Origin of the sequence: Polynucleobacter sp. AM-7D1, assembly GCF_018688455.1 — a bacterium.
Taxonomy (GTDB): domain Bacteria; phylum Pseudomonadota; class Gammaproteobacteria; order Burkholderiales; family Burkholderiaceae; genus Polynucleobacter.
The window spans coordinates 58,025-71,568 of sequence record NZ_CP061319.1 but is presented as its reverse complement, the minus strand read 5'-3'; the positions used below and the strand labels follow the sequence as shown (position 1 = coordinate 71,568).

The 13,544-nt window shown below is 45.1% G+C and carries 28 protein-coding genes; all 28 read right to left on the bottom strand.

Going from position 1 to position 13,544, the window contains the following annotated elements; genetic code table 11:
- Window positions 1-4 precede the first annotated feature (4 nt).
- On the bottom strand, window positions 5-337 hold the full coding sequence (gene cutA / locus GQ359_RS00440) for a divalent-cation tolerance protein CutA (protein WP_215387036.1): 333 nt from the start codon (window positions 335-337) through the stop codon (window positions 5-7).
- Window positions 338-405: 68 nt separating this feature from the next.
- On the bottom strand, window positions 406-798 hold the full coding sequence (gene rplQ, locus GQ359_RS00435) for a 50S ribosomal protein L17 (protein WP_215387035.1): 393 nt from the start codon (window positions 796-798) through the stop codon (window positions 406-408).
- 16 nt (window positions 799-814) lie between these two features.
- Window positions 815-1,795 carry a DNA-directed RNA polymerase subunit alpha gene (rpoA, locus tag GQ359_RS00430; protein WP_015420255.1) on the bottom strand — a complete coding sequence of 327 codons (981 nt, stop codon included), beginning with the start codon at window positions 1,793-1,795 and terminating at the stop codon, window positions 815-817.
- Window positions 1,796-1,817: 22 nt separating this feature from the next.
- Entirely contained in the window at window positions 1,818-2,441 is a 624-nt protein-coding gene (gene rpsD, locus GQ359_RS00425; protein WP_011901924.1) for a 30S ribosomal protein S4, read from the bottom strand.
- Between the two features lie 118 nt (window positions 2,442-2,559).
- The gene (rpsK, locus tag GQ359_RS00420) at window positions 2,560-2,967 is read right to left on the bottom strand and encodes a 30S ribosomal protein S11 (RefSeq protein WP_015420254.1); all 408 of its coding nucleotides are present in this window, start codon (window positions 2,965-2,967) and stop codon (window positions 2,560-2,562) included.
- A gap of 18 nt (window positions 2,968-2,985) precedes the next feature.
- Complete coding sequence (gene rpsM / locus GQ359_RS00415; RefSeq protein WP_015420253.1) at window positions 2,986-3,351, bottom strand: 30S ribosomal protein S13; 366 nt, start codon at window positions 3,349-3,351, stop codon at window positions 2,986-2,988.
- Between the two features lie 24 nt (window positions 3,352-3,375).
- Window positions 3,376-3,492, bottom strand: a complete 117-nt coding sequence (gene rpmJ, locus GQ359_RS00410) for a 50S ribosomal protein L36 (RefSeq protein WP_012357167.1) — start codon at window positions 3,490-3,492, stop codon at window positions 3,376-3,378.
- 35 nt (window positions 3,493-3,527) lie between these two features.
- The gene (gene infA, locus GQ359_RS00405; RefSeq protein ID WP_015420252.1) at window positions 3,528-3,746 is read right to left on the bottom strand and encodes a translation initiation factor IF-1; all 219 of its coding nucleotides are present in this window, start codon (window positions 3,744-3,746) and stop codon (window positions 3,528-3,530) included.
- Window positions 3,747-3,750: 4 nt separating this feature from the next.
- Window positions 3,751-5,088 carry a preprotein translocase subunit SecY gene (gene secY, locus GQ359_RS00400; protein ID WP_215387034.1) on the bottom strand — a complete coding sequence of 446 codons (1,338 nt, stop codon included), beginning with the start codon at window positions 5,086-5,088 and terminating at the stop codon, window positions 3,751-3,753.
- Between the two features lie 17 nt (window positions 5,089-5,105).
- Window positions 5,106-5,546, bottom strand: coding sequence for a 50S ribosomal protein L15 (gene rplO, locus GQ359_RS00395; RefSeq protein WP_015420250.1), 441 nt, complete (start codon window positions 5,544-5,546; stop codon window positions 5,106-5,108).
- A gap of 27 nt (window positions 5,547-5,573) precedes the next feature.
- A complete protein-coding gene (gene rpmD, locus GQ359_RS00390; RefSeq protein ID WP_015420249.1) occupies window positions 5,574-5,762 on the bottom strand; it encodes a 50S ribosomal protein L30 in 189 nt (62 codons plus the stop codon).
- Between the two features lie 24 nt (window positions 5,763-5,786).
- Entirely contained in the window at window positions 5,787-6,305 is a 519-nt protein-coding gene (gene rpsE, locus GQ359_RS00385) for a 30S ribosomal protein S5 (protein ID WP_015420248.1), read from the bottom strand.
- An 18-nt stretch (window positions 6,306-6,323) separates the two neighbouring features.
- Complete coding sequence (gene rplR, locus GQ359_RS00380; protein WP_062307056.1) at window positions 6,324-6,677, bottom strand: 50S ribosomal protein L18; 354 nt, start codon at window positions 6,675-6,677, stop codon at window positions 6,324-6,326.
- 13 nt (window positions 6,678-6,690) lie between these two features.
- A complete protein-coding gene (gene rplF, locus GQ359_RS00375) occupies window positions 6,691-7,224 on the bottom strand; it encodes a 50S ribosomal protein L6 (protein WP_215302347.1) in 534 nt (177 codons plus the stop codon).
- 10 nt (window positions 7,225-7,234) lie between these two features.
- On the bottom strand, window positions 7,235-7,630 hold the full coding sequence (gene rpsH / locus GQ359_RS00370) for a 30S ribosomal protein S8 (RefSeq protein ID WP_015420245.1): 396 nt from the start codon (window positions 7,628-7,630) through the stop codon (window positions 7,235-7,237).
- A gap of 24 nt (window positions 7,631-7,654) precedes the next feature.
- On the bottom strand, window positions 7,655-7,960 hold the full coding sequence (gene rpsN, locus GQ359_RS00365) for a 30S ribosomal protein S14 (protein WP_046329384.1): 306 nt from the start codon (window positions 7,958-7,960) through the stop codon (window positions 7,655-7,657).
- Between the two features lie 9 nt (window positions 7,961-7,969).
- The gene (gene rplE / locus GQ359_RS00360; RefSeq protein ID WP_046329383.1) at window positions 7,970-8,512 is read right to left on the bottom strand and encodes a 50S ribosomal protein L5; all 543 of its coding nucleotides are present in this window, start codon (window positions 8,510-8,512) and stop codon (window positions 7,970-7,972) included.
- A 16-nt stretch (window positions 8,513-8,528) separates the two neighbouring features.
- Complete coding sequence (gene rplX / locus GQ359_RS00355) at window positions 8,529-8,837, bottom strand: 50S ribosomal protein L24 (RefSeq protein ID WP_011901911.1); 309 nt, start codon at window positions 8,835-8,837, stop codon at window positions 8,529-8,531.
- 9 nt (window positions 8,838-8,846) lie between these two features.
- Window positions 8,847-9,215: a 50S ribosomal protein L14 gene (rplN, locus tag GQ359_RS00350; RefSeq protein ID WP_015420241.1), complete on the bottom strand. Its 369-nt coding sequence runs from the start codon at window positions 9,213-9,215 to the stop codon at window positions 8,847-8,849.
- Window positions 9,216-9,401: 186 nt separating this feature from the next.
- Entirely contained in the window at window positions 9,402-9,671 is a 270-nt protein-coding gene (gene rpsQ / locus GQ359_RS00345) for a 30S ribosomal protein S17 (protein WP_076024550.1), read from the bottom strand.
- Window positions 9,672-9,683: 12 nt separating this feature from the next.
- A complete protein-coding gene (rpmC, locus tag GQ359_RS00340) occupies window positions 9,684-9,878 on the bottom strand; it encodes a 50S ribosomal protein L29 (RefSeq protein ID WP_015420239.1) in 195 nt (64 codons plus the stop codon).
- A 14-nt stretch (window positions 9,879-9,892) separates the two neighbouring features.
- Window positions 9,893-10,306, bottom strand: coding sequence for a 50S ribosomal protein L16 (gene rplP, locus GQ359_RS00335; protein WP_015420238.1), 414 nt, complete (start codon window positions 10,304-10,306; stop codon window positions 9,893-9,895).
- 2 nt (window positions 10,307-10,308) lie between these two features.
- Window positions 10,309-11,130, bottom strand: a complete 822-nt coding sequence (gene rpsC / locus GQ359_RS00330) for a 30S ribosomal protein S3 (RefSeq protein ID WP_215387033.1) — start codon at window positions 11,128-11,130, stop codon at window positions 10,309-10,311.
- An 8-nt stretch (window positions 11,131-11,138) separates the two neighbouring features.
- Window positions 11,139-11,471: a 50S ribosomal protein L22 gene (rplV, locus tag GQ359_RS00325; RefSeq protein ID WP_215300499.1), complete on the bottom strand. Its 333-nt coding sequence runs from the start codon at window positions 11,469-11,471 to the stop codon at window positions 11,139-11,141.
- 7 nt (window positions 11,472-11,478) lie between these two features.
- Entirely contained in the window at window positions 11,479-11,757 is a 279-nt protein-coding gene (gene rpsS / locus GQ359_RS00320) for a 30S ribosomal protein S19 (RefSeq protein WP_011901904.1), read from the bottom strand.
- Between the two features lie 19 nt (window positions 11,758-11,776).
- Window positions 11,777-12,607 (bottom strand): 50S ribosomal protein L2, encoded by an 831-nt coding sequence (gene rplB, locus GQ359_RS00315; RefSeq protein WP_215302345.1) that lies wholly within the window; start codon window positions 12,605-12,607, stop codon window positions 11,777-11,779.
- Window positions 12,608-12,609: 2 nt separating this feature from the next.
- A complete protein-coding gene (rplW, locus tag GQ359_RS00310) occupies window positions 12,610-12,924 on the bottom strand; it encodes a 50S ribosomal protein L23 (RefSeq protein WP_076024545.1) in 315 nt (104 codons plus the stop codon).
- A complete protein-coding gene (rplD, locus tag GQ359_RS00305; protein ID WP_015420233.1) occupies window positions 12,921-13,541 on the bottom strand; it encodes a 50S ribosomal protein L4 in 621 nt (206 codons plus the stop codon). Before rplD ends, rplW begins: the two co-directional genes overlap by 4 nt.
- Window positions 13,542-13,544 lie beyond the last annotated feature (3 nt).

Below are 13,544 nucleotides of genomic sequence, written 5' to 3'. Positions count from 1 at the left end.
AATGTCACTTTACCTCGGACTCTACCCACTTGCCATAGTGGGCTTCGTATTTCTCAGGGGCATAAGCTATTACCTCGGGCAAATCATAAGGATGATGACTTTTGATGAAATTAGAAACATCTATCCATTTATTTGTAACTGTTTTTGCTGATAGCATGATTTCATTTGCTTCGCAAATCTTGCCCTCCCATCGATAGATGGAATGGATCCCCTCTTGAATTTGTACGCACGCAACCAGGCGGCTTTCAACTAACTGGTGAGCCATTTTCTTGGCATCCTCTAGTGATACAAAAGTGGTGACAACAATCAGCAATTCAGTAGGTTTATCTAGGGTCATACTGTATTTATAAGCGTATAAATGAAAAAAGCCAGACCGGAGCCTGGCTTTTAATCTAACTAAAAGGCTTAAGCCTCCTCAGCTACTGCTATTTCTTCAACTTCTGGGCGATCAACTAACTCAACCAAAGCCATAGGTGCATTATCACCATGACGGAAGCCAAACTTCAAAATACGAAGGTAGCCACCTGGACGAGTTGCGTAACGTGGGCCAAGCTCTGTGAAGAGTTTGGTCACGATATCGCGATCGCGTGTGCGATTGAATGCTAAGCGACGATTTGCTAAGTTATCTTTTTTACCCAAGGTAATCAAAGGCTCAACAACCATGCGCAATTCCTTAGCTTTTGGCAAAGTCGTTTTAATGACTTCGTGCTCCAAGAGTGAATTGGACATGTTGCGCAGCATCGCCAAGCGATGTGAAGATGTTCTGTTTAGTTTGCGTAAGCCGTTTCCGTGACGCATGATGCTTCCTTTCTAATTATTTCTCGAGGTTAGCTGGAGGCCAGCTTTCGAGTTTCATGCCAAGACTTAAGCCACGAGCCGCCAATACATCTTTAATTTCATTCAAAGATTTACGACCTAGATTAGGCGTCTTCAACAATTCATTCTCTGTACGTTGAATCAAGTCACCGATGTAGTAAATATTCTCAGCCTTCAAGCAGTTTGCAGAGCGCACTGTGAGTTCGAGATCATCAACCGGACGCATCAACATTGGATCAACCATTGAAGAGCGGCTTGGCGCGAGATCACCAGAAACTTCGCTGCTTTCGAGGGCTGCGAATACAACTAACTGATCGACCAAAATAGTAGCGGCTTGACGAATCGCCTCTTCAGGAGACAACACACCGTTGGTTTCGATAGTCATAACGAGACGATCGAGGTCGGTACGCTGCTCAACACGAGCAGACTCAACAGCATAGCTAACACGGCTTACTGGGCTAAATGAGGCATCCAATACGATGCGACCAATGATTTTGGTAGCTTCGTCATGGTATTGACGCATATTGCCTGGTACATAGCCACGACCTTTTTCAACCTTGATCTGCATATCCAACTTACCACCAGCTGATAAGTGAGCGATAACGTGATCAGGGTTAATGATTTCTACATCGTGTGGCAAGTCGATATCTTTTGCTGTAACAACGCCTGGACCTTCTTTACGCAAATTGATAGTAACTTCGTCACGCGACTGCAACTTAAATACGATACCTTTGAGGTTCAACAAAAGGTTAACTACATCCTCTTGAACTCCGTCTAATGTGGAGTACTCATGAACCACACCTGCAATAGCTACTTCAGTTGGTGCATAACCAACCATCGAGGACAACAAAACACGACGTAATGCATTTCCGAGTGTGTGGCCATAGCCACGCTCGAACGGCTCCATAACAACCTTAGCTTGGTTGGCGGTAAGCGCTTCAACAGAAATAATTTTTGGCTTGAGCAAATTTGTTTGCATATTTTTTCCTTGAGAGTGCTAATTAGCGTGAATACAATTCGACGATCAAACTTTCATTAATTTCGCCGCTAATGTCTTCACGGTCAGGCACTTGCTTAAATGTTCCCTCGAGCTTGGCTGCATCAACTGAAACCCAAGTAACAGCTGCCATTTGCCCAACTAAATTGAGTGATTCTGTAATACGCGCTTGCTTCTTCGCTTTTTCACGAATCGCAACAACATCACCAGGCTTAACCTGAATAGATGGAATGTTTACTGGGCTGCCATTGAGCAAAATTGCGCAATGAGAAACTAACTGACGTGCTTCAGCGCGTGTTGAACCAAAGCCCATGCGATACACCACGTTGTCTAAACGTGACTCAAGCAACTGGAGCAATGTTTCACCAGTGTTGCCCTTACGACGCTCAGCTTCTGCGAAGTAACGACGGAATTGACGCTCTAATACGCCATAGATACGCTTAACCTTTTGCTTTTCACGCAATTGATTACCGTAATCAGATGTTCTTGAGCCAGATGTACGGCCATGTTGACCAGGCTTAGTATCTAACTTGCACTTGTCTGACAGGGCGCGACGTGCGCTCTTTAAAAATAAGTCGGTACCTTCCCGACGTGCTAATTTGGCCTTAGGCCCTAAGTAACGTGCCACGATGCTTTCCTTTCTTTGCCGCAGTCTTACGACCGACGGTGAGTTCACCCTTTAATTCAGATGAACGGTGGGCTTTAATAAAAAACTACTAAAACTGTTGTAATGCCAAGATCCAAGCTTAGATACGACGACGCTTAGGAGGACGGCAACCATTGTGTGGAACTGGAGTTACGTCTTGAATCTCAGTGATCTTGATTCCCAATGAGTTCAATGCACGCACTGCTGATTCACGACCTGGGCCTGGGCCTTTGATCTGAACTTCCAAATTCTTGATACCGCATTCAATAGCTGTCTTACCAGCAACTTCAGCGGCTACCTGAGCAGCAAAAGGTGTTGATTTACGTGAGCCCTTGAAGCCCTGGCCACCAGATGTTGCCCATGAAAGCGCATTACCTTGGCGATCAGTGATCGTAATAATGGTGTTATTAAAAGAAGCGTGAACGTGTGCAATACCGTCTGCAACGTTCTTTTTAACCTTCTTACGTGCGCGCTGTGAAGCTGCAGAAGCGGATTGTTGTTTTGCCATGTCAATAAACTTTCTTGATTATTTCTTGAGTTGCACGCCAGACTTACGTGGGCCCTTGCGGGTACGCGCGTTAGTCTTAGTACGTTGACCACGTACAGGCAAGCCCTTACGATGACGAACGCCACGATAGCAGCCTAAGTCCATCAAACGCTTGATGCTCATCGTTACTTCACGACGAAGGTCACCTTCAGTGATGAATTTACCTACCTCATCACGCAACTTTTCCAAGTCACCGTCAGTAAGATCTTTAACTTTTTTGTCGATTGCAACACCTGTGGTTTCACAAATTTTGCGAGCACGAGTTGTGCCGATGCCAAAAATTGCTGTTAAACCGATAACAGTATGTTGATGATTTGGGATGTTTACCCCAGCGATACGTGCCATGAGATTTCCTCTTAATTAACCAGATCAGCCTTGACGCTGCTTATGACGTGCGTCTGAAGAACAGATCACGCGCACAACGCGTTTGCGCTTAATGATCTTGCAATTTCTGCAAATACACTTAACGGATGCTAAAACTTTCATAACTCACCTCTAAAAAAATAGGTACTACTTAATCTTTACTTCGCTCGGAAAATGATTCTGGCGCGGGTCAGGTCGTAAGGAGTCATCTCCACCGTCACCTTATCTCCTGGCAATATGCGGATGTAATGCATCCTCATCTTTCCAGAAATGTGCCCTAGAACCACATGTCCGTTCTCTAGCTTCACGCGAAACATTGCGTTCGGCAAATTCTCAATAATTTCTCCCGCCATCTGAATTACATCGTCTTTAGACATTCAGTTAAGCGCCCATCTTAAAGTTAGCTTTTTTCATCAAAGAACCATATTGTTGTTGCATTACGAATGACTGAACTTGAGCCATGAAATCCATTGCAACAACGACAATAATCAACAATGAAGTACCGCCAAAATAGAATGGCACGTTGTACTTCAACACCAAGAATTCTGGTAACAAGCAAACCAAAACCATATAAATTGCACCAGCCAATGTCAAACGAACCAAGATCTTGTCGATATAACGACCAGTCTGATCACCAGGACGAATACCTGGAACAAAGGCACCACTCTTCTTCAAGTTATCTGCAGTTTCACGGCTATTGAATACCAAGGCTGTATAGAAAAAGCAGAAGAAAATAATTGCAGCTGCGTACAAAATTGTATAAACAGGCTGACCTGGAGCCAATGTAGCCGCCAAATCTTTAATCACTCTGCTGAACATATTGGTTGGCTCGCCAGAAGTAAACCAGCCAGCAATCGTTGCAGGGAACAAAATAATAGATGAAGCAAAAATTGGGGGGATAACGCCAGCCATGTTCAACTTCAATGGGAAGTATGAAGACTGACCGCCATATACCTTGTTACCAACTTGACGCTTAGCGTAGTTCACCAAAATACGGCGCTGACCACGCTCTACAAACACTACAAAATAAGTCACCGCAATACAGACCACAACGATCAGCAATGCTGACAAGATATTCATGGAGCCGGTACGCACTAATTCAAGCAAGCTACCAATTGCAGATGGCAAGCCAGAAACAATACCGCCAAAAATAATAATAGAGATGCCATTACCAAGTCCGCGCTCCGTGATCTGCTCACCGAGCCACATCAGGAACATCGTGCCAGTAACCAGAGTTACCACGGTATTCAATTCAAACATCAAACCTGGGTTGATAACTAAGCCTGGCTGAGCCTGTAGTGCAACAGAGATTCCCAAAGCTTGGAATGTTGCCAAAACAACAGTGCCATAACGTGTGTACTGAGTAATCTTACGTTGACCTGCTTGACCTTCTTTTTTCAATGCCTCTAATGAAGGTACAACAATCGTCATTAACTGCATGATGATCGATGCAGAAATGTACGGCATGATTCCCAAAGCAAATACGGTAAAGCGAGATAAAGCACCACCTGAGAACAGGTTAAACATACCCAAGATGCCGTCTTTTTGGCCTGAGAACAATTGAGCCAATTGGTCAGGATCAATACCTGGAACAGGAATATGCGCTCCCAAACGGAAGACGAGCAAAGCCAAAACCAGGAATATCAAGCGTTGGCGTAATTCGCCATACTTGCCTCCTGATTGAGCAATACTCGCTGTGTTGGTAGGTGCTAATGCCATCGGCTGCTAAGAACTAATTAAACCAAGTCAACCAATTTGCCGCCAGCTGCTTCAATAGCTGCTTTCGCACCCGCTGTTGCTGTAATACCTTTAAGGGTCACAGCAATCGACAATTCACCAGTCTTAATTACTTTGACTGCATTGATTTGCTCACCAGCAAAACCATGCGCTCTCAAAACTAACAAGTCAACTTCTGGCAAGTTAATTTTTGCTAAGTCGTTCAAAGTAATTTGACCAACGTGACGACGTGTCAAAGATACGAAACCACGTTTTGGCAAACGACGATACATCGGCATCTGTCCGCCCTCGAATCCAACTTTGTGGAATCCGCCTGAACGTGATTTTTGACCTTTGTGACCGCGGCCAGCAGTTTTACCAAGACCAGAGCCGATGCCGCGACCTACGCGACGACGGTTTTTCTTGGATCCCTCTGCGGGTTTGAGTGTATTGAGTTGCATATTCTTCGCCTATTTACTTGCTAGTTATTAGCCAATGACTTTAACTAGATAAGAAACTTTATTAATCATTCCGCGAACAGCTGGAGTGTCTTCCAATTCTGAAACAGAATTGATACGTCCGAGGCCTAAACCACGAACTGTTGCACGGTGGCTTTCGCGTGTACCGATCAAGCTGCGCACTAATTGCAGTTTGACTTTGGAGTTAGATGTTGTCATTTATAGATTCCTAATCTTTTGGTCTTAGCCGAGAATCTCTTCAACTGACTTACCGCGCTTAGCAGCAATTTCAGAAGGAGTGCTCATCTTGCTTAAACCATCAATCGTTGCACGAACCATGTTGTAAGGGTTTGTTGAGCCAAGTGACTTAGCAACAACGTTAGTTACACCCATTACATCGAAAATTGCGCGCATTGGGCCACCAGCAATAACGCCAGTACCATCTTTAGCTGGAGAAATCATCACGCGTGATGCGCCATGCTTACCAATCACAGTGTGTTGCAAAGTACCTTTACGTAAGGAAACTTTGATCATCTTGCGACGTGCTTCGTCCATTGCCTTTTGAACAGCAACTGGAACTTCTTTTGATTTACCTTTACCCATGCCGATACGACCATCGCCATCGCCAACTACAGTGAGTGCAGCGAAGCCGAGAATACGACCACCCTTAACCACTTTAGTTACACGATTAACAGCGATCATCTTCTCGCGAAGGCCATCATCACGCTCTTCGTTTTGCATCTTGGTTTGCATTTTTGCCATGTTTTTTCCTAAACCCTATTAGAACTTCAGGCCGGCTTCACGCGCAGCTTCAGCTAAGGCCTTAATACGGCCGTGGTAACGATGACCGGAACGATCAAAAGCAACATCAACAACGCCTGCTTTAACAGCACGCTCAGCAACTAGTTTGCCGATTTGTTTAGCCGCTTCAGCGTTGCCGCCGTTTTTGATCGCTTGGCGCAATTCTTTTTCCATTGATGAGGCAGCTGCCACAACCTTGGTTCCACATGGGCTATATACCTGTGCAGAGATATGTGAATTGCTACGGATAACTGTTAAGCGATTTGCCAATGCTTCGGCAATGCGAATACGAGTCTGCCTAGCACGTCTTTGTCTGGATTCGTCTTTATTCATTTTCTAATCTCGCTTACTTCTTCTTAGTTTCTTTCAGATGTACAACCTCATCCACGTAGCGAACACCTTTGCCTTTGTATGGCTCTGGTGAACGGTATGCGCGAACTTCAGCTGCAACCTGGCCAACTTGCTGCTTGTTGGAACCTTTGATAATGATTTCAGTTTGAGTAGGAGTCTCAGCTTTTACACCTTTTGGCAGGTTGTAAATAATGTCGTGTGAGAAACCTAACTGCAACTTCAATGATTCGCCTTGAGCAGCAGCACGGTAACCAACGCCTACCAAACTGAGCTTGCGCTCAAAGCCAGTAGTTACGCCAACAACCATGTTGTTTACTAAAGCACGTGCTGTACCTGACTGTGCACCAGCTTCTGGTGTGTCGTTATTTAAAACAACTGTCAATACGCCATCTTCTTGTTTCAAACCAACAGAAGGATGCAAGTTGTGTGTCAAAGTACCTAATGGGCCTTTAACAGTAATGTTTGCACCGTTGATGCTGATTTCAGCGCCCTTAGGGACTGGAATAGGTGATTTACCAACGCGGGACATATTTCTCTCCTTACGCGACGTAGCAAATAACTTCACCACCAACGCCGTTTGCACGTGCTTTGCGGTCTGTCATTACGCCTTGTGGGGTTGAAATAATTGCAATGCCCAAGCCATTCATTACTTCAGGAATGTCGTGACGGCCTTTGTAGATACGTAGACTTGGTGTAGATACACGGTCAATACGCTCAATAACAGGGCGGCCTGCGTAGTATTTGAGTTCAATGTGTAGCACTGGCTTAGCTGCTTCACCTTTGATTTCAAAACTATCGATATAACCTTCATCCTGCAAGACTTTTGCAATAGCTACTTTAACTTTTGACGACGGCATCAAGACTACGGGTTTCTGCACTGCTTGCGCATTGCGGATCCTTGTCAACATGTCGGCGATTGGATCGCTGATACTCATGAGTTCTCCTAATTCTTTCGCCGCTTACCAGCTGGCCTTGGTTAAACCGGGGATTTCGCCACGGAAGGCGATTTCACGAATCTTGCTACGCGCTAAACCAAACTTGCTGAATACACCGCGTGGACGACCGGTTAATGAACAACGATTTCTTTGACGAATCGGGCTTGCGTTACGTGGAAGTGCCTGTAGCTTCAAGCGAGCTTCATAGCGCTCTTCATCGCTGCGTGATTGATCAGCAATGATTGCCTTGAGTTCAGCACGCTTTACAGCGTACTTCTCTACAGTTTTTGTGCGCTTATTCTCGCGCTCAATTAGGGATAGTTTTGCCACGTTAGCCTCTTAATTGCGGAAAGGGAATTTGAACGCTGCTAACAAAGCTTTTGCTTCTTCGTCAGTCTTAGCGGTCGTCGTAATACTGATATTGAGACCACGGAGGGCATCAATTTTGTCGTATTCGATTTCAGGGAAAATGATTTGCTCTTTAACGCCGATGTTGTAGTTACCACGACCGTCAAATGCCTTACCGGAAATTCCGCGGAAGTCACGTACGCGTGGCAAAGCAACAGTCACGAAACGGTCTAAAAATTCATACATGCGTGCACCACGCAATGTCACCATGGCACCGATTGGGTAACCTTGGCGAATTTTGAAACCAGCAATCGCTTTTTTTGCTTTTGTCACAACTGGCTTTTGACCTGCTACTTTTGTCAAATCGCCAACTGCATTTTCGATAATTTTCTTGTCGTTCACTGCATCGCCCAAGCCCATATTCAGGGTTACCTTGGTGATACGTGGAACTTCCATTACTGACTTGTAGCCAAATTTGGCGATTAAATCAGCAACAACTTTAGCTTGATAGTGTTCTTGAAAACGTGTGCTCATAATTTCTCCGTGCCCCTTATGCGCTTAAAGTTGCGCCAGTGGTTTTGAGGAAACGTTGCTTTTTACCGTCCACGAGTTTGATACCAACACGTGATGGTTTGCCGTTACCGTCAACCACAGCCACATTAGAAATGTGAACAGGCATCGTCTTGTCAATCATGCCGCCAGTAACACCGGCTGCTGGATTTGGCTTAACGCTCTTTTTGTAAATGTTTACGCCTTCGATTACTAGTTTGTTCTCGAGAACGGCTGTAACTGTTCCTTGCTTGCCCTTATCACGGCCAGTCAACAGAACTACTGAATCACCTTTACGAATCTTTTTCATATCAGCCTCTTAAATAACTTCGGGGGCGAGAGAAACGATCTTCATGAACTTCTCAGTACGCAACTCACGCGTCACTGGTCCAAAGATACGTGTGCCGATTGGCTCTAACTTAGCGTTGAGCAATACCGCAGCGTTTCCATCGAACTTAATCAATGAGCCGTCTGGACGGCGAACACCCTTAGCAGTTCTCACTACTACGGCGTTATAAATGTCACCTTTTTTTACACGGCCACGTGGAGCAGCGGACTTTACAGTCACTTTAATGACATCACCGATACTGGCGTAACGACGCTTAGAGCCGCCCAATACCTTGATGCACAAAACTTCACTGGCGCCTGTGTTGTCGGCGACCTGTAATCTACTTTCGGTCTGAATCATTTTTTAATCCCCAACTTGTTAGCCAAAGGCAAACAGTCTTGGTTCCGTCTATGGGCTTTAACGAAAGTTAAAACCCGGAATTAATGAAAAAACACTGCTTCTCCCAATAAAACCAGAGAAGCCTTCTATCATACTACGCAAAACAGGGATTTGGCAAGAAAGTTCGCCAAAATCCCTAATATTTCTTTAAATACCTTTTGATTCTTGAACTAAACGGGTTACAACCCAAGACTTAGTACGTGAAATTGGCTTAGATTCAGCAATTTCAACGGTATCACCCATCTTGTATTGACCAGCTTCGTCATGAGCATGGTATTTTTTGGACTGTCCAACATATTTGCCATAAAGCGCATGTTTTACTTGGCGCTCAACTAGCACAGTCACAGTTTTTTGCATTTTGTCGCTAACGACACGACCCACAAGGGTGCGGCGCAAGGGTTTAGATAATTCTGTCATATCCCTTTTTCCTTATTTCTGTGCAGTTTTTTGAGTAATAAAGGTCTTCACGCGAGCAATTTCACGCTTAGTTTTACCCAATTGGCTGGTGTTGGTGAGTTGCTGAGTACCCTTTTGCATACGGAGTTTGAAGCTAGTCTTCAAAAGCTCTGTTAATTCTGCATTCAAGGCAACCAGATCTTTGGATGCTAATTCTGTCTTTTTCATAATCTCTATCCCGATCAACCTAAGTGGCGAATCACGAAAGTGGTTTGCAATGGCAACTTAGCAGCAGCAAGCTTGAAAGCCTCACGTGCCAAACCTTCATCCACACCATCCATCTCGTACAAAATCTTGCCTGGTTGAATTTCTGCTACGTAGTACTCTGGGTTACCTTTACCGTTACCCATACGTACTTCAGCTGGCTTTTGTGAAATTGGTTTGTCTGGGAAAATACGAATCCAGATACGACCACCACGCTTAATGTGACGTGTCATTGCGCGACGTGCAGATTCAATCTGACGTGCAGTCAAACGACCACGGCCAATAGCTTTCAATCCAAAGTCACCAAAGGCTACTGAACTACCGCGTGTTGCCACGCCAGTGTTACGTCCCTTTTGCTCCTTGCGATACTTACGACGCTTTGGTTGTAGCATGCTTACTCTCCTGACTTCTGCGCTTCAGCACTTGGGGCTTCAGCGGCTTTCGGTGCACGCTTTACTGCTGGCTTAGCAGCAACTAAAGGCTTGCTGTCAGCTGCTGGTTTGCGTGCGGTTGTTTTAGCTGGTGCGCGACGTGGCTTTTTCTCTTCAGCTGCTGGCTCTGCCGTTACTGCTACAGCATCAGCACCGCGACCTAATGTATCGCCTTTGTATACCCAAACTTTTACACCGATGATGCCGTATGTTGTTTCCGCTTCTGAAGTTGCGTAATCAATATCAGCCTTCAATGTATGAAGTGGAACACGACCCTCACGGTACCATTCGCGACGTGCAATTTCAGCACCATTCAAACGACCAGAAGACATGATCTTGATTCCTTGTGCACCAAGGCGCATTGCATTTTGCATTGCGCGCTTCATTGCACGACGGAACATGATGCGCTTCTCTAACTGTTGAGTAATAGAGTCAGCGATCAATTGAGCATCAACTTCAGGCTTACGAATTTCTTCAATGTTCACATGGACTGGAACGCCCATACGCTTCTGGAGTTCACGACGGAGAACTTCAATATCTTCACCTTTTTTACCGATCACAACACCTGGGCGTGAGCTGTAAATTGTGATGCGTGCGTTCTTTGCGGGACGCTCAATAATGACTTTACTTACTGATGCATTCTTCAACTTCTTCTTGAGATAGATGCGGACATCTACGTCCTCTTTGAGCATCTTCGCAAAATCAGTATTGTTTGCATACCACTTTGATGTCCAGTTCTTCGTTACCGAGAGTCGGAATCCGGTTGGGTTTATCTTTTGTCCCATATCTTCCCTTAGTTACTCAAGGTCACGGTGATGTGACATGTTTGTTTTTCGATTTGATTACCGCGACCCTTAGCACGTGCTGTGAAGCGCTTCAAGGAAGTACCCTTATCAACAATAATTGTTGAAACCTTGAGCTCATCAATATCAGCACCCTTATTGTGTTCAGCATTGGCCATTGCGGACTCAACAACTTTCTTCACAATGAAGGCAGCTTTCTTGGGGCTGAAATTCAAAATGTTCATAGCGCGAGCAATTGGCAAACCACGGATTTGGTCAGCGACCAAACGTGTCTTTTGCGCAGAAATGCGGGCGCCCTTGTGAATAGCTTTAACTTCCATCATCATCCCCTTACTTCTTCGTTACTTTCTTGTCAGCAGCGTGACCTTTGAAAGTACGGGTCAAGGCAAATTCGCCTAACTTATGACCCACCATGTTTTCTGATACATATACCGGAACGTGTTGACGACCGTTATGTACAGCAATCGTCAGACCAATAAAGTCTGGGAGGATTGTTGAACGGCGTGACCAAGTTTTGATCGGCTTTTTGTCCTTGTTGGCTTGTGCAACTTCAACTTTTTTTACTAAGCTGGCGTCGCAAAATGGGCCTTTTTTAGCTGAACGTGTCATATCTATTTATCCTTATCGCTTAACGTTTTTGACGACGTTGAACGATCATCGAAGTTGTACGCTTATTGCGACGTGTACGATAACCTTTAGTTGGTGTGCCCCATGGGGAGACAGGTACACGGCCTTCGCCAGTTCTACCTTCACCACCACCGTGTGGGTGATCTACTGGGTTCATTGCCACACCGCGAACGGTCGGGCGAATACCACGCCAGCGATTAGCACCAGCTTTACCGATAACGCGCAAGCTATGCTCTTCATTACCAACTTCACCAATAGTGGCACGGCAATCGATCAAAATGCGACGTACTTCACCAGAGCGCAAGCGCACCTGAGCGTATACACCTTCACGAGCCAATAACACTGCAGAACCACCAGCAGAACGTGCGATTTGAGCACCTTTGCCCGGCAACATTTCTACACAGTGAATCGTGCTACCAACTGGAATGTTACGAATTGGCAAGTTGTTACCAGACTTGATTGGGGCTTCAGCACCAGTCATCAATGCCTGACCAACAGTCATGCCTTTTGCAGCAAGAATATAGCGACGCTCACCATCAGCAAACACGATCAATGCAATATTTGCACTGCGGTTTGGATCGTATTCCAAGCGTTCAACTTTTGCTGGAATACCATCTTTGTCGTTACGTTTGAAATCAACAACACGATAGTGATGCTTATGACCACCACCTTTATGACGGGTAGTGATGTGACCATTATTGTTACGTCCTGCTTTTTGGAACTGTGGCTCTACCAACGCTGCAAAAGGTTTACCTTTATGCAGGTCAGGATTTACCACCTTGACCATTGAGCGACGACCTGGTGAGGTCGGTTTTGTCTTCATCAAAGGCATGATTAATTCGCCTCCGCTTCAAAGTTAATTTCTTGACCTGGCTTCAAGCTAACGTAGGCCTTCTTAGTGTGGTCACGACGACCTTCAAAACGGCCATAGCGCTTTGGCTTACCTTTTTGATTCACGATTTGAACAGAGTCAACTTGCACTTTAAAGAGCAATTCAACCGCTTGTTTCACATCGCTCTTGTTAGCGTCGCGTGTAACTTGGAATACCACTTGTTCGTTTTTCTCTGCAACCATAGTTGCTTTTTCAGAGATAACCGGTCCAAGCAGAACCTTCATCAAGCTGTGATCGTTTTTACGGACTTGGCTCATTTCAGCAACTCCTCAATTTTTGCGATCGCTGCTTTGCTTACCAATACTTTTTTGTATTGAACTAAAGCTAATGGATCAGCGTGCTGTGGCTCACATACAGCAACCTTATGCAAGTTGCGTGATGCCAAGTACAAATTCTCGCTAACCTGATCAACGATGATCAAGACTGAATCCAAGCCCATTGCTTTAACTTTGTCAGCTAAAACTTTAGTCTTTGGAGCATCAAGATTAAATTGGTCAACAACATTCAAACGACCTTCGCGAGCTAACTGAGACAAAATTGATCTCATACCAGCGCGGTACATTTTCTTGTTTACTTTTTGGCTGAAATTTTCTTCAGGTGAATTCGGGAATATACGACCACCTCCACGCCACAGCGGGGAAGAGCTCATACCAGCACGTGCACGACCAGTACCTTTTTGACGCCAAGGTTTTTTGGTTGTGTGCTTAACTTGCTCACGGTCTTTTTGTGCACGATTACCACTACGTGCATTTGCTTGGTAAGCCACAACAACTTGGTGTACCAATGCTTCGTTATATTCGCGCTCGAATACTTCAGGTGAGGCTTGAACGCCTGCGCCCAAAGTACCGTTATCTTGGAGAAGCTTAAGTTCCATATT

Coding starts and splice junctions, on each gene's coding strand:
- cutA (WP_215387036.1), bottom strand. CDS start 337: ATGACCCTAGATAAACCTACTGAATTGCTGATTGTTGTCACCACTTTT.
- rplQ (WP_215387035.1), bottom strand. CDS start 798: ATGCGTCACGGAAACGGCTTACGCAAACTAAACAGAACATCTTCACAT.
- rpoA (WP_015420255.1), bottom strand. CDS start 1,795: ATGCAAACAAATTTGCTCAAGCCAAAAATTATTTCTGTTGAAGCGCTT.
- rpsK (WP_015420254.1), bottom strand. CDS start 2,967: ATGGCAAAACAACAATCCGCTTCTGCAGCTTCACAGCGCGCACGTAAG.
- rpsM (WP_015420253.1), bottom strand. CDS start 3,351: ATGGCACGTATCGCTGGGGTAAACATCCCAAATCATCAACATACTGTT.
- rpmJ (WP_012357167.1), bottom strand. CDS start 3,492: ATGAAAGTTTTAGCATCCGTTAAGTGTATTTGCAGAAATTGCAAGATC.
- infA (WP_015420252.1), bottom strand. CDS start 3,746: ATGTCTAAAGACGATGTAATTCAGATGGCGGGAGAAATTATTGAGAAT.
- secY (WP_215387034.1), bottom strand. CDS start 5,088: ATGGCATTAGCACCTACCAACACAGCGAGTATTGCTCAATCAGGAGGC.
- rplO (WP_015420250.1), bottom strand. CDS start 5,546: ATGCAACTCAATACACTCAAACCCGCAGAGGGATCCAAGAAAAACCGT.
- rpmD (WP_015420249.1), bottom strand. CDS start 5,762: ATGACAACATCTAACTCCAAAGTCAAACTGCAATTAGTGCGCAGCTTG.
- rpsE (WP_015420248.1), bottom strand. CDS start 6,305: ATGGCAAAAATGCAAACCAAGATGCAAAACGAAGAGCGTGATGATGGC.
- rplR (WP_062307056.1), bottom strand. CDS start 6,677: ATGAATAAAGACGAATCCAGACAAAGACGTGCTAGGCAGACTCGTATT.
- rplF (WP_215302347.1), bottom strand. CDS start 7,224: ATGTCCCGCGTTGGTAAATCACCTATTCCAGTCCCTAAGGGCGCTGAA.
- rpsH (WP_015420245.1), bottom strand. CDS start 7,630: ATGAGTATCAGCGATCCAATCGCCGACATGTTGACAAGGATCCGCAAT.
- rplE (WP_046329383.1), bottom strand. CDS start 8,512: ATGAGCACACGTTTTCAAGAACACTATCAAGCTAAAGTTGTTGCTGAT.
- rplX (WP_011901911.1), bottom strand. CDS start 8,837: ATGAAAAAGATTCGTAAAGGTGATTCAGTAGTTCTGTTGACTGGCCGT.
- rplN (WP_015420241.1), bottom strand. CDS start 9,215: ATGATTCAGACCGAAAGTAGATTACAGGTCGCCGACAACACAGGCGCC.
- rpsQ (WP_076024550.1), bottom strand. CDS start 9,671: ATGACAGAATTATCTAAACCCTTGCGCCGCACCCTTGTGGGTCGTGTC.
- rpmC (WP_015420239.1), bottom strand. CDS start 9,878: ATGAAAAAGACAGAATTAGCATCCAAAGATCTGGTTGCCTTGAATGCA.
- rplP (WP_015420238.1), bottom strand. CDS start 10,306: ATGCTACAACCAAAGCGTCGTAAGTATCGCAAGGAGCAAAAGGGACGT.
- rpsC (WP_215387033.1), bottom strand. CDS start 11,130: ATGGGACAAAAGATAAACCCAACCGGATTCCGACTCTCGGTAACGAAG.
- rplV (WP_215300499.1), bottom strand. CDS start 11,471: ATGATGGAAGTTAAAGCTATTCACAAGGGCGCCCGCATTTCTGCGCAA.
- rpsS (WP_011901904.1), bottom strand. CDS start 11,757: ATGACACGTTCAGCTAAAAAAGGCCCATTTTGCGACGCCAGCTTAGTA.
- rplB (WP_215302345.1), bottom strand. CDS start 12,607: ATGCCTTTGATGAAGACAAAACCGACCTCACCAGGTCGTCGCTCAATG.
- rplW (WP_076024545.1), bottom strand. CDS start 12,924: ATGAGCCAAGTCCGTAAAAACGATCACAGCTTGATGAAGGTTCTGCTT.
- rplD (WP_015420233.1), bottom strand. CDS start 13,541: ATGGAACTTAAGCTTCTCCAAGATAACGGTACTTTGGGCGCAGGCGTT.